This is a genomic window from Roseomonas marmotae, assembly GCF_017654485.1.
GTDB lineage: Bacteria > Pseudomonadota > Alphaproteobacteria > Acetobacterales > Acetobacteraceae > Pseudoroseomonas > Pseudoroseomonas marmotae.
The window spans coordinates 2,690,797-2,703,407 of sequence record NZ_CP061091.1 but is presented as its reverse complement, the minus strand read 5'-3'; the positions used below and the strand labels follow the sequence as shown (position 1 = coordinate 2,703,407).

General features: G+C 70.7%; 10 protein-coding genes. 6 read left to right on the top strand and 4 right to left on the bottom strand.

Annotation, left to right across the window (positions count from 1 at the left end; genetic code table 11):
* Positions 1–5 precede the first annotated feature (5 nt).
* The gene (locus tag IAI58_RS12740; RefSeq protein ID WP_207445428.1) at positions 6–2,576 is read right to left on the bottom strand and encodes an AsmA family protein; all 2,571 of its coding nucleotides are present in this window, start codon (positions 2,574–2,576) and stop codon (positions 6–8) included.
* 4 nt (positions 2,577–2,580) lie between these two features.
* Positions 2,581–3,561: an RluA family pseudouridine synthase gene (locus IAI58_RS12735; protein ID WP_207445429.1), complete on the bottom strand. Its 981-nt coding sequence runs from the start codon at positions 3,559–3,561 to the stop codon at positions 2,581–2,583.
* A gap of 147 nt (positions 3,562–3,708) precedes the next feature.
* Here IAI58_RS12735 and IAI58_RS12730 point away from each other — a divergent pair, with 147 nt between their 5' ends.
* The 3 genes from IAI58_RS12730 (at position 3,709) to IAI58_RS12720 (ending at position 5,347) form a co-directional block, all read left to right on the top strand.
* A complete protein-coding gene (locus IAI58_RS12730; RefSeq protein WP_207445430.1) occupies positions 3,709–3,861 on the top strand; it encodes a hypothetical protein in 153 nt (50 codons plus the stop codon).
* A 188-nt stretch (positions 3,862–4,049) separates the two neighbouring features.
* A complete protein-coding gene (locus tag IAI58_RS12725) occupies positions 4,050–4,664 on the top strand; it encodes a hypothetical protein (protein WP_207445431.1) in 615 nt (204 codons plus the stop codon).
* Between the two features lie 59 nt (positions 4,665–4,723).
* The gene (locus IAI58_RS12720; RefSeq protein ID WP_207445432.1) at positions 4,724–5,347 is read left to right on the top strand and encodes an FMN-binding negative transcriptional regulator; all 624 of its coding nucleotides are present in this window, start codon (positions 4,724–4,726) and stop codon (positions 5,345–5,347) included.
* A 4-nt stretch (positions 5,348–5,351) separates the two neighbouring features.
* On the opposite strand, the gene IAI58_RS12715 is transcribed toward IAI58_RS12720, so the two are convergent.
* Entirely contained in the window at positions 5,352–5,741 is a 390-nt protein-coding gene (locus IAI58_RS12715; RefSeq protein ID WP_207445433.1) for a fluoride efflux transporter FluC, read from the bottom strand.
* Positions 5,742–5,899: 158 nt separating this feature from the next.
* Here IAI58_RS12715 and IAI58_RS12710 point away from each other — a divergent pair, with 158 nt between their 5' ends.
* Positions 5,900–7,429, top strand: coding sequence for an FAD-dependent monooxygenase (locus IAI58_RS12710; RefSeq protein WP_207445434.1), 1,530 nt, complete (start codon positions 5,900–5,902; stop codon positions 7,427–7,429).
* Between the two features lie 27 nt (positions 7,430–7,456).
* Here IAI58_RS12710 and IAI58_RS12705 read toward each other — a convergent pair whose 3' ends face one another.
* Positions 7,457–8,770 (bottom strand): replication-associated recombination protein A, encoded by a 1,314-nt coding sequence (locus tag IAI58_RS12705; protein WP_207445435.1) that lies wholly within the window; start codon positions 8,768–8,770, stop codon positions 7,457–7,459.
* Between the two features lie 114 nt (positions 8,771–8,884).
* Here IAI58_RS12705 and alaS point away from each other — a divergent pair, with 114 nt between their 5' ends.
* Together alaS and IAI58_RS12695 are read left to right on the top strand one after the other, a co-directional pair.
* Positions 8,885–11,533: an alanine--tRNA ligase gene (alaS, locus tag IAI58_RS12700; protein WP_207445436.1), complete on the top strand. Its 2,649-nt coding sequence runs from the start codon at positions 8,885–8,887 to the stop codon at positions 11,531–11,533.
* Positions 11,530–12,606, top strand: coding sequence for a DmpA family aminopeptidase (locus IAI58_RS12695; RefSeq protein WP_207445437.1), 1,077 nt, complete (start codon positions 11,530–11,532; stop codon positions 12,604–12,606). Before alaS ends, IAI58_RS12695 begins: the two co-directional genes overlap by 4 nt.
* Positions 12,607–12,611: the final 5 nt, after the last annotated feature.

Sequence of the window (12,611 nt, the reverse complement as noted above, 5' to 3'; positions counted from 1 at the left end):
GCGGATCAGCGCCCCAGCAATTGCCGCAGCAGGTCGCCGGCATTGGGGCGGCGCTGCTCCGGGCCTGGCCGCGCCTCGGCCGCTGGCATGGGGCCGCTACGGCCGCCGCGCGCGACGGAGAGTTGTTGCGCGCAGTCGGGCAGGCCGCCGCTGCCACGCCCGATCAGGGATTCAGCCAGCTGACCCAGCGCCGCGATATCCGATTCCTTCTGCCGCGCCGCCAGATCCGCCAGGATGCCAGCCGCCGCCTGCGCCGCGCCGCCCTGGTCCAGGCGATAGCCGGGCTTGGCAAAGCTTCCCGTCACCCGCACCGGGGCGCTGAGGCCCACCCCGCCCAGCCGCACCTGTGGCAGCAGCCGCAGGTTCAGCCGCTCCTCGCCCAGGTCGATCTCGCCGCTGCCGGCGACATTGCCCAGCCCGCTTTCCAGCAGCATGGCCTGCGGCCGTGCCACGCCTTCCCGCAATGCCAGGCGTAGCGCCAGGCAGCGCAGCGCCGTGCTGCCTTCACCGGATTCGCCCTGCACCAGCAGGCGGCGCAGGTCGCCCAGAAGGCGGTCCAGCAGGGCATTGCTGACCTGGCCATTGACGACCGCCAGGCCGATGGAACCATCCAGCGATCCGGCCACCGCCTGTAGGTCATGACCCGCGCCGGTCAGGTTGGCCTCCAGTTCGAGCTGCCCGCTGCTTTGGGAGGGAAGGCGATAGCTCTGCAGCAGCGGCCGTAATTCGATTCCCTCGCCCTCCTGCCGCGCCGTCAGGTGGAATCGCGGGGGCAAGGCGGTGGAATCGGCGCGCAGGATCAATGAGAGCCGCCCGCCCGGAATGCCGAGCGATACCGGGTCCAGCGTCAATTGCCCGTCGGCCAGCCTCAAGGTCACGCGCTGGTCGCGATAGAGAACGCCGCCTGCCGTGAGGTCGCCCACCCGTAGCTGCAGATCCGCGTCGGCCGCGCCCATCCAGCCCACCGGTAGCGGCAGCGGCGGGATCAACCGGCGCGTTTCGGGCCCGGCGGCGGCCGGTGCCTGTGGGGCGGCGGGCACCGGGGGCGTGGCGGGCATGGGCGGCGGCACGTCGGGCGAGGTGGTAGGGGCCGGCGGCAGCGGGCGCACCTTCAGCAGCGCATCCAGATCCAGGCGCGGCGCCGACAGCCGGGCGGTCAGCCGCTGGCGCGGGGCGCTGTAATCCAGGGCCGCTTCGCCATCCACGACCAGGTCGCGCGATTGCAGCCGCATGTCGCTGACACCCAGCCGTGTCTCGTCATGCCGGAGGCGTGTCTCCAGCCGCAGGTCATGCAGCAGCGGCGTCGTCAGCGAGAAGGCGCGCAGCAGCGGCGCCGTATCGGCCGCCTGCAACGCCAGTTCAGCCTCCAGCTGGCGATGACCACGGCCGGAGAGAACGCCCTCGGCGCTGGCCGATATGCCTTCGCCCCGCACGGCCAAGCCGACCGGCCAGGGTTCGGCGGAAAGCAGCACCGGCAGCGGGGGCAGGGTGGCCGCCACCTGCCAGGGCACGTCGTTCATCACGACCGTCGCCTTCGCCTGAGCTGGTTCGTCAGGGGCGGCAACGAAGAGCGTGGCAGGGCCGAATTCCAGGCCCGGCACCTCGGAGGAAAGGTCGCCCTCCGCCAGGTGCGCGTGCAGGCTCAGCAGCTGCGGCCGCCCCCCTGGCCCGGAATCCGCTGCTTCGGCCTGGATCTCCAGCCCGCTCATCGGCGGCAGCGGGCGGCGCAGGAAGGCGTTCAGCCGGTCGGAGCGGTCGATATCGGCATCCAGCGAGACGCGCCAGCCAGCCGCGGCCTCGGGCCGGGTTATGGCGCCTTGCAGGGAGACGCGCATCCCTGCCGCCGTCAGTGAGGCGCGCAGCGGCCATTCCGCCGGCGTGGCGGCCGTGCCCAGCAGGCGTGGCAGCGGCCCGGCCTCGCCCTCCGCCTGCAGCGGCACGCCGCGCAGCAAGAGCCGCCCGGTGAACGCGATCGGCGCCGAAGGTTCCTTTGCCCGCAGGGAGAGGTCCTGGACCTCCAGCATCTCGGCCCGCGCGGCGCCGGGGCCGCGCCAGGAGAGGCGGCCGTCACGGATGTCGATGGCGGCGATGGAAAGCTGCAACGGCTCCTCCATGCCCCCCGGAGCCTGCGCCCCTGCGGGGCGCGCCGGCGCGTCCCGCAGGGGTGGAGCGAAGATCCAGTTGCCCTGCCCCTCGGCATCGCGCTCCAGCAGCAGGTCGGGCCCGATCAGCGTCACCTGCTGGAAGTCCAGCCGCCGGGAGAACAGCGGCAGCAGGGCCAGTTTCGCCTCCACCCGCCGCGCCGTCAGCATGTCCGGGCGGCTGCCGCCGGGCGCGTTGGAGAGGGCCACGCCTTCCAGCGTCACCGTCGGCACCAGGGAGAGCTTCAGCCCGATCGGGCCCGAAAGGGTGAGCTTCCGCCCTGTCTCTTCCTGCACGGCGGCGATCAGCCGGGGCCGTAGTGCCTCATCCCGCAGCAGGAAGCGCAGCGCGCCATAGCCGGTGGCTGGCACCGCCAGCACCACGGCCAGGACGATCAGGGCGCGGCGGCCGCGCCGGGGACGGGGCGGGGCCATGGGGTCAGCTCGTGCGCTTCGGCGCCGTGTTGCGTGGCTTGCTGAAGCCGAGGGTGGCGAAGCTCTCCAGCATATGCGGCGGCAGCGGCGCCGTGACCTCCAGCCGCCCGCCATCGGGATGCGGGATGGACAGGCGCCGGGCATGCAGGTGCAGGTTGTTCGACATGCCCTCCAGATGCGCGGCCTGGCCACCGTATTTGCCGTCGCCCAGGATCGGGCAGCCCAGGGCGCTGGCGCAATGGACGCGCAGCTGATGGGTGCGGCCGGTCAGCGGCCGCAGTTCCAGCCAGGTGGCATGGCGGCGGGCGACATCCATGGTGGAGAATTCGGTCACCGCGAAGGCGCCTTCCTTCCCCTGGGCCGGCACCACGCGTTCTCCCTGCGGGCCACCGCCCTGCTTGGCCAGCGGCATGTCGATGCGGCCGCCCTCGTATTGCGGCTGGCCGACGACGATGGCCCAGTAGGTCTTCTCTACATCGCGGCCCCGGAATGCGGCGGCCAGGAAACGGGCGGCGCGCTGGTCCCGCGCCAGCAGGATGACGCCGGAGGTGTCGCGGTCCAGCCGGTGCACCAGGCGCGGCCGTTCCTCATGCCCGAAGCGCAGCGCGTCCAGCATCCCGTCCAGGTGCTTCTTGATGTTGGGGCCGCCCTGCACGGCCAAGCCGTGCGGCTTGTCCAGCGCGATGATGGATTCGTCCGTGTACAGGATCATCCGCTCCAGCGCCTTGGCATCCTCGGGCGAGACCTCGCGCGACTTCGGCGCGGCATCGGGCGCTGGGCCTTCGGGAAGCGGCGGGATGCGGATTTCCTGGCCGCGTTCGAGGCGGGTATTGGCTTCGGCGCGATGGCCGTCGACGCGGATCTGTCCGGTGCGTAGCAGCTTCTGCAGCGCACCCTGGGTGAGCTGCGGAAAATAGCGGCGAAACCAGCGGTCCAGCCGGGAATCGGCGTCCGCCGCATGCACAGTGCGGTGCTGGATGGTCATGGGCGCGGAGTAGCCGGACTAAGGCGGCGCGTCGAGGCACATTCGCTTGACAAATATGAATTAATTCCTTGCCGCCTTACTTCCTTACCGGCGTTCGGGAGCGGGATGGTGCGGACGGCGAAGATAGCCAGCAAGAACCAACTGACCTTGCCGAAAGCCCTCGTCGGGGCCCTGAGCTACCCGACGCATTTCCGCGTGCAGGTGTATGACGATGTCCTGTTGCTCTGGCCGGAGAGGCTGGTCTGCGCCACGCAGTTCGAGGGTGCCGGCATGGCGAAGCCTGCTGCCAAGCCTATCTGAAAGCAAAGGAAAATATTCCGAAAGCGTTCCTAAGCCGGAGCGCGGCGCCAAATATGGTGACGATCGGGGCACCGGCCTGTCGAGAAAAGCTTCAGCGGTACGTTACGTTAGCTTTACAATGCTGCGACCAGATCAGGCCCCGCGGCGGTGCCTGAGCCTTGACGGGATGCGCGGGGATGCGGGCTCTGTTGCCGGGACTTGCTGCGCTGATCCTGCTGGCCAGCGCGCCGGCATGGGCCGAGACCGCCGATATCGCGCGCTTCGGCGCCTGGAAGGCCTATGGCGGCACCTCGGAGAGTGGCACACCCCTGTGCGGCGCAGCGGTGCAGGGGCGGGGCCGCTCCCTGCACCTGAAATACTTCCTGAACCAGCCAGGGCTGGTGGTGCATGTCTTCAAGCGCAGCTGGCGGATTCCGCAGGGGGTGGACGTGCCGGTGCGGCTCTGGATCGACGGCCATGAAGGCTGGGTGGCCAGCGCCACACCGCTGCCCGGCGGCACAGGCATCCAGTTCCGCTTCGGCACCGATCTGCTGGAGGAGTTCGAGGCACTGTTCCGCGCGGGGCGGATGATGCGCCTGCACTTCCTGGACGGGGATGAGGAGCCCTGGGAGGCCGACCTGCAGGGCAGCGACCGCGTCGCCTCGGCCTTCGTCCGCTGCATGGATGTCATCGCCGGACAGGCCCCGACCCAGCCTTACGCGCGGGGCAGCCCGGTGCCGGACAGCGCCCCCGCCAGGCCCTTTCTGCCCCGCCTGCCGGAAAACCCGCCACCCCGCCGCGCCAACGGGCCGCTGCGGCTCTGATCGGCTATTCCGGCGCGCGGCCCCGCGTGGTTTGCTGCGCCGGAGCCAGGAGTGCCGCCATGTATCTGCCCCCAGCCTTCCGCGAGGACGACACCGCCGCGATCCATAACGTCATCCGCGCCGCGCGTCTGGCCCAGCTGGTGACGGCCACGGCCGAGGGTCTGATGGCGACGCCGCTGCCGCTGTTGCTGGAGGCCGGGGAGGGTGAGCAGGGCGTCCTCTATGGCCATCTGGCCCGCCCCAATCCGCAATGGAAGGCGCCGGTGCTGGGGGAGGCCATGGCGATCTTCATGGGGCCGGAGGCCTATGTCTCGCCCGGCTGGTACGCAGCCAAGCAGGAGCACGGGAAGGTCGTGCCGACCTGGAACTATGTCGCCGTGCATGCCTATGGGCCGGTGGAATTCTTCGAGGAGCCGGAGCGGCTCCTGCGGATCGTGACGCGGCTGACCGAGAAGCACGAGGCCGGGCGCGCCGAGCCATGGGCCGTGGGCGACGCGCCGGAATCCTTCATCCGCGCGCATCTGCGCGGCATCGTCGGGCTGCGGATGCCGGTCACGCGCCTGGAGGGCAAGCGCAAGATGAGCCAGAACCGCAGCGAGGCCGACCGCGCCGGCGTGGCCGCCGGGCTGGCGGCCAGCCAGGACCCGGCGGACCGGGCGGTGGCGCCGCTGATCCCGCGCTGAGCCCTCAGGCCAGGCTGCGGCCCAGCGCGAAGGCCAGCGCGAAGGCCGCCAGCCCGCCCACCAGCGTCAGCCCGAGATAGCCCGCTGCCAGGGCGGGATGGCGCAGAAAGAGCGTGCCGATATCGAGCGAAAAGGCGGAGAAGGTGGTGAAGCCGCCGAGGAAGCCGGTCATCGCCAGCAGCCGCGCCTCCTGCGACAGCGGCATGCCGCCCAGCATCAGCCCGCCCAACAGGCCGATGGCGGCGCTGCCGGCGACATTCACCGCCAGCGTTCCCCAGGGCAGGGCGGCGCCGAACCAGGCGCCGCACCAGACGCCGACGGCATAGCGCAGCAGCGAGCCGGCGGCGCCACCCGCCGCGACCAGCGCCAGGAGCTTCGGGGCGAAGGGATTCATGCGCGGCAGAGTGGCGCGCGGGCGGGAGGAGCGAAAGGGGGCCGCCCCCCCGAACGACTTCCTTCCCGGGCCGTCGCGCGCGCATGCTGCCCGGGGCTGGCCTCAGGCGGCGCCCAGGAGGCCGGCGGCGCGGAGCACGGGCAGAGGAACATACGCCGATGCACAGCGACATCCTGATCGTCGGCGCGGGGCCGACGGGGCTGGTTCTGGCGCTCTGGCTCATGAAGCAGGGGGTCAGGCCCCGCATCGTGGACAGCAGCAGCGGCCCTGGCACCACCTCCCGCGCCATGGGCGTCCAGGCCCGCACGCTGGAGCTTTACCGGCAGCTGGACCTGGCGGAGGCTGTGGTCGCGGCGGGGCACCGCAATCCCGGCATCAACCTCTGGGTCCGGGGGCGGCGGAGGGCGCATCTCTCCTTCGGCTCGGCCGGGGCGGCGGTGACGCCATACCCGTTCCTGCTGGTCTATCCGCAGGACCGGCATGAACAGCTGCTGGTGGCGTGGCTGGCGGCGATGGGCGTCACGGTCGAGCGGCGGACGGAGCTGCTGGGCTTCGAGGAGCGGGGAGACCATGTCCTCGCCCGCCTGCGCGGCCCCGGCGGCGAGGAACAGTTCTGCGAGGCGCGGTATCTAGCGGGCTGCGATGGCGCGCGCTCACCGGTGCGCCACCAGCTGGGCGCCGGATTCGAGGGCGGCACCTATCGGCAGCTTTTCTATGTGGCGGATGTCGAGACCAGCGGCCTGACGCCCCCGGACGAAATCCATGTCTGCCTCGACAGCGCGGATTTCGTGGTGCTTCTCGCCTATGGCGGCACCGGCCAGGCGCGGCTGATCGGCACCGTGCGCGACGAGCGGGCCGGGCGGGCGGAGACGCTGGGCTTCGGGGATGTCAGCGACCAGGCCATCCGTGGCCTGGGGCTGCGGATCGGCAGGGTGAACTGGTTCTCCACCTATCGCGTGCATCACCGCGTGACGGACCGCTTCCGGCGGGGCCGCGTCTTCCTGCTGGGGGATGCGGCCCATGTGCACAGCCCGGCCGGCGGGCAGGGCATGAACACCGGGATCGGCGACGCCATCAACCTGGCCTGGAAGCTGGTGGCGGTGCTGAAGGGCGAGGCCGCCGAGGGCCTGCTCGACAGCTATGAGACGGAGCGGCTGGGGTTTGCCCATCGGCTGGTCAGGACCACGGACCGCGTCTTCAGCACCATCACCGCTGAGGGGCGCCTCGCCAATCTGCTGCGGAGCCGGGTCGCGCCGCTAATCGCCTCGGCGGCCTACCGGGTCGGGCCGGCGCGGGAATTCCTGTTCCGCGTGATCTCCCAAACCAAGCTGCATTATCGGGAAAGCCCGCTGAGCGACGGGTTGGCCGGCCGGGTAAGGGGTGGCGACCGGCTGCCCTGGGTTTCTCTGGACGGTGCCGAGAATTACGCCCCGCTGTCCGATATCGGCTGGCAGGTCCATGTCTATGGCCATGCCGGCGCGGCGCTGCGGGACTGGTGCGGGGCGCGGGGCATGCCGCTGCATGTCCAGGACTGGCATCCACGCCATGGCGAGGCAGGACTGGCCCGCGATGCGGCCTATCTGCTGCGGCCCGATACCTATGTCGCCCTGGCCGACCCGGCGGCCGACCCGGCCAGGCTCGCCCGATATTTCAGCGAGCATGCGTTCATTCCTGGCCGGGGCGGCTAGCGGCGGGGAGGCTGCCGGCCCGGGCCTTCAGCCCGAATCGCGGTCCCGTCGCTTCGCCTTCAGGCCCGCCCAGTAGTCCAGCCGCCGCCGCACGTCGCGCTCGAAGCCGCGCTCGTTGGGAGCATAGAACGCATTGCCGGCGAGTTCGTCCGGCAGGAACTGCTGACCGGCATAGGCGTCCGGATAATCGTGGTCGTATTGGTAGCCCTCGTGGCGACCCATCTGCTTCATCAGCTTGGTCGGCGCATTCAGGATCCGCATGGGCGGGGCGACATGGTCGCTGCGCTGGGCGGCGGCCATGGCGGCGTTCCAGCCCATGTAGCTGGCATTCGACTTGGGGGCGGTGGCGACGTAGTTGATGGCCTGCGCCAGGAAGAGCCGCCCTTCCGGCCAGCCGATGCGGTCGAAGGCCTGCCATGCCGTCATCACCTGCACCATGGCCTGCGGGTCCGCCATGCCGACATCCTCCGAGGCGGCGCAGGCGAGGCGGCGGAAGACGGCTTCCGGGCTTTCCCCCGCATGGATCATGCGGGCGGCGTAGTAGAGCGCGGCATGGGGGTCGGAACCCCGCAGCGACTTATGGAAGGCGCTGAGCAGGTCGTAATGCCCGTCGCCGGCCTTGTCGTGGCTGGGCATGCGGCGCTGGAGCAGTTGGCCCATATCCGCGACGGTCAGGTTCTCGCCCTCGGCGAGGGCGAAAATCTGCTCGGCCATGTTGAGCATGTAGCGGCCATCGCCGCCGGCCATGTCCACCAGTGCCTCCCGCGCCTCCGGGGCCAGGGGGAGGGGGCGGCCCACCAGCGCCTCGGCCCGGTTCAGCAGGACGCGCAGGGCATCCGAATTCAGGGCGTTGAGGATGAAAACGCGGACGCGGGAGAGGATGGCGCCGTTCAGCTCGAAGGAGGGGTTCTCCGTCGTGGCGCCGACCAGGACGATGGTGCCGTCCTCGATATAAGGCAGGAAGGCATCCTGCTGGGCACGGTTGAAGCGGTGGATCTCGTCCACGAAGAGCAGGGTGCCGCGGCCGGAGATGCGGCGGCCCTTTGCGGCCTCGAAGACCTTGCGGAGATCGGCCACGCCGCCCTGGATGGCGGAGACGGCCTCGAAATGCAGGTCGGTGGCGCCGGCCAGCAGGCGGGCGATGGTGGTCTTGCCGGTGCCGGGCGGCCCCCAGAGCACCATGGAGGATATGGTCCGCGCCGCCACCATCCGCGCCAGCGCGCCCTGGGGACCCAGCAGGTGGTCCTGGCCCGTGACCTCGTCGAGCGAGGTCGGGCGCAGGCGGTCGGCGAGGGGGCGAGGGGCCTGATCGTCGAAGAGGCCGGGAGAGGGCTGTGGCATGGTGCTCCATATATAGGCGCATAGGGCCGGGCCTTCCCACCACCGGCCCGGCGCGCTAGGTGGAGCGGCGAATTTCCCTTGTGGATTTCCCTCTGGGCGGGCGAACGGCGGACGATGACCAGCAGCAACGATATCCGGGCTACCTTCCTCGATTATTTCGCCCGTAATGGCCATACGGTGGTGGAATCCTCGCCGCTGGTGCCGCGCAACGACCCGACGCTGATGTTCACCAACAGCGGCATGGTGCAGTTCAAGAACGTCTTCACGGGGCAGGAGAAGCGGCCTTACACCCGCGCCACCAGCGCCCAGAAGAGCGTGCGCGCCGGCGGCAAGCACAACGACCTGGACAATGTCGGCTATACCGCCCGGCACCACACCTTCTTTGAAATGCTGGGGAATTTCTCCTTCGGCGACTACTTCAAGGAAGAGGCGATCACCCATGCCTGGACCCTGCTGACCAAGGATTTCGCTCTCCCCAAGGAGAAGCTGCTGGTCACGGTCTATTCCGAGGACGAGGACGCCGCTGCGCTGTGGCGCAAGATCGCGGGCCTGCCGGACGACAAGATCATCCGCATTCCGACCTCCGACAATTTCTGGCGCATGGGCGATACCGGCCCCTGCGGCCCCTGCTCCGAGATCTTCTACGACCACGGCCCCTCCATCCCCGGCGGCCCCCCAGGCAGCCCCGACGAGGATGGCGACCGGTTCATCGAGATCTGGAACCTGGTCTTCATGCAGTATCTGGAGGAGCCGGCGGGGACCCGTAACCCGCTGCCGCATCCCTCGATCGATACCGGCATGGGGCTGGAGCGCTTCGCCGCCATCCTGCAGGGCAAGCACGACAACTACGACATCGACATCTTCCGCGCGCTGATCCTGGCCAGCGCGGAGGCCACCGGGCAGGCCCCGGACGGGCCCTTCAAGGTGTCGCACCGCGTGGTGGCGGACCACCTGCGCTCCGGCGCCTTCCTGATCGCCGATGGCGTGATGCCCTCCAATGAAGGCCGCGGCTACGTGCTGCGCCGCATCCTGCGCCGCGCGATGCGCCACGCGCATATGATGGGCGCCAAGGAGCCGCTGCTCTATCGCCTGCTGCCCACCCTGGTGCGCCAAATGGGCGCCGCCTATCCGGAGCTCGTGCGCGCGGAGAGCCTGATCAGCGAGACGCTGAAGCTGGAGGAGAACCGCTTCCGCAGCCTGCTGGAGCGCGGCCTCGGCATGCTGGCTGAGGAGACGGCGAAGCTGGGCGAGAAGGGCACACTGCCGGGTGACGTGGCCTTCAAGCTCTATGACACCTATGGCTTCCCGCTGGACCTGACGCAGGACGCGCTTCGCGCCGAGGGCCGCAGCGTGGACGTGGAGGGCTTCGAGGCCGCCATGGCGGAGCAGCGCAAGCGCGCCCGCGCCGCCTGGGCCGGCTCGGGCGAGGCAGCGACCGAGACGGTGTGGTTCGACCTCAAGGAGAAGCTCGGCCAGGCCAGCGAATTCCTGGGCTATTCCACAGAAAGCGCCGAGGGCGAGATCCTTGCCATCGTCGCCGGCGGCCAGCCGGTGGAGAAGGCGGCGGCCGGCACGGAAGTCGGCGTGGTGCTGAACCAGACGCCCTTCTATGCCGAGAGCGGCGGTCAGGTGGGCGATTCCGGCACCATCACCGGCCCCAACGGGCTGCGGATCGCGGTGAAGGATACGCAGAAGAAGCTGGGCCTCTTCGTGCATCTGGGCACGGTGGAAGCGGGCGAGGCGGCCGTCGGCCAGCCGGTGCAGGCGGAGGTGGCGCATGAGCGCCGTGGCGCCATCCGCGCCCACCATTCCGCGACGCACCTGCTGCATGAGGCGCTGCGCCGCCGCCTGGGCAACCACGTGGCGCAGAAGGGTTCGCTGAATGCGCCGGACCGGCTGCGCTTCGACGTGTCCCAGCCGACGCCGATGACGGGTGAGGACCTCGCCTGGGTCGAGGCCGAGGTGAACAACCGGATCCGCGAGAATGCCGAGGTGACGACCCGCCTGATGACGCCGGAAGCGGCCGTCGAGGCCGGCGCCACCGCGTTGTTCGGCGAGAAGTACGGCGACGAGGTGCGCGTGGTCGGCATGGGCTTCGATGCCGATGCCACGGCGAAGCACGGCGTCTATTCGCTGGAACTGTGCGGCGGCACGCATGTGAAGCGCACGGGCGATATCGGGCTCTTCAAGATCGTCTCTGAGGGCGCGGTCTCGGCCGGCGTGCGGCGTGTGGAGGCCGTGACCGGCGCCGCGGCGCTGGAGCTGGTGGAGAACGAGCAGAAGGTGCTGCGCGAGGCCGCCGGGCTGCTGAAGGCCCGCCCGGCCGAACTGCCGGCGCGCATCGCGACCCTGCTGGAAGAGCGCCGCAAGCTGGAGCGCGAGATGTCCGAGCTGCGCCGCCAGATGGCGATGGGCGGCAGCGCGGCGGCGGCGGAAGAGGTGGGCGGCGTCCGCCTGGCCGCGCGCAACCTGGGCGAGATCCCGCCCAAGGACCTGCGCGGCGTGGCGGAGGCCCTGCTGAAGCAGGATGCCGCCGATGTGGTGGCGCTGGTCTCCACCGCCGATGGCAAGGCCTCCATCGTGGTCGGCGTCGGTGCCGGCGCGGCGGGCAAGGCGGATGCCGTGGCGCTGGTGCGCGCGGCGGCGGCGGCGGTGGGCGGCCAGGGCGGCGGCGGCAAGCCGCATATGGCCCAGGCCGGCGGCCCCGACGCGACCAGGGCAGACGACGCGCTGGCGGCCATTCGCGCCGCGCTGGCGGCGTGAGGCCCCGCGCGCGGGAGCTCGGCCTGCGCCCCGGGCAATTCGCCCCGGGGCCGCTGAACGCCATCACCGATGTGGCGGGCGTGCTGGTCGGGCAGGTGACGCGGATCGAGGGCGAGGGCATCCGTACCGGTGTCACCGCCATCCTCCCGCATGGCGGCAACCCCTATGTCGAGCGCGTGCCGGCGGGGCTGGCGGTCATCAACGGCTTCGGCAAGCTGGCCGGCGCCACCCAGTTGCAGGAGCTGGGGGAGCTGGAGACGCCCATCGTGCTGACCAATACCCTCGCCGTCGGGCGGGCGGTGGAGGCGGTGGTCGACTGGACCTTGGCCCGCAATCCCGAGGCACGTTCGGTCAACGCCGTTGTGGGCGAGACCAATGACGGCCGGCTGAACGACATCCGCGCGCGGGGCGTGACGGGGGAGGATGTGCTGGCGGCGCTGGACTCCGCCACCTCCGGCCCGGTCGATGAGGGCAGCGTCGGCGCCGGCACGGGCACCATGGCTTTCGGCTGGAAGGGCGGGATCGGCACATCCTCCCGCGTCCTGCCGCCGGCACTGGGGGGCTTCACCCTGGGCGCGCTGGTGCAGAGCAACTATGGCGGCGTGCTGCTGATGGATGGGCTGCCGGTGGGGCAGGCGCTGGGGCGCTTCTACCTGCGGGAACACGCGGACGGGGGCGATGCCGATGGCTCGGTGATGGTGGTGATCGCCACCGACGCCCCATTGTCCGACCGCAACCTGCAACGCCTGGCCATGCGCGCCACGGCCGGGCTGGCACGGACCGGCGCGGCCTTCTCGGACGGCTCGGGCGATTACGCCATCGCGTTTTCCACACACGAGGGCGTGTGCCGAGGCGCCGGATACCGCGCCGGCCAGGGGGCGCTGCCGGACTGGCCGAATGACCGAATGTCGCCACTCTTCGTCGCGGTGGCCGAGGCGGTGGAGGAGGCGGTGCTGAATTCTCTGCTGCGCGCGACGACGATCGAAAGCCGCGACCCGGCCAATGGCCGCAGGCGCCGGGGCGAGGCGATCGATATCGAGGCCGTGCAGGCCCTGCTGGCGCAGCGGGGCTGAAGATG

What these genes read in the sequence shown, in the direction of transcription:
- IAI58_RS12720 (WP_207445432.1), top strand. Translation starts at nt 4,724, where the DNA reads ATGTATCTGCCCCCAGCCTTCCGCGAGGACGACACCGCCGCGATCCAT.
- IAI58_RS12705 (WP_207445435.1), bottom strand. Translation starts at nt 8,770, where the DNA reads ATGCCACAGCCCTCTCCCGGCCTCTTCGACGATCAGGCCCCTCGCCCC.
- IAI58_RS12710 (WP_207445434.1), top strand. Translation starts at nt 5,900, where the DNA reads ATGCACAGCGACATCCTGATCGTCGGCGCGGGGCCGACGGGGCTGGTT.
- IAI58_RS12715 (WP_207445433.1), bottom strand. Translation starts at nt 5,741, where the DNA reads ATGAATCCCTTCGCCCCGAAGCTCCTGGCGCTGGTCGCGGCGGGTGGC.
- IAI58_RS12740 (WP_207445428.1), bottom strand. Translation starts at nt 2,576, where the DNA reads ATGGCCCCGCCCCGTCCCCGGCGCGGCCGCCGCGCCCTGATCGTCCTG.
- alaS (WP_207445436.1), top strand. Translation starts at nt 8,885, where the DNA reads ATGACCAGCAGCAACGATATCCGGGCTACCTTCCTCGATTATTTCGCC.
- IAI58_RS12735 (WP_207445429.1), bottom strand. Translation starts at nt 3,561, where the DNA reads ATGACCATCCAGCACCGCACTGTGCATGCGGCGGACGCCGATTCCCGG.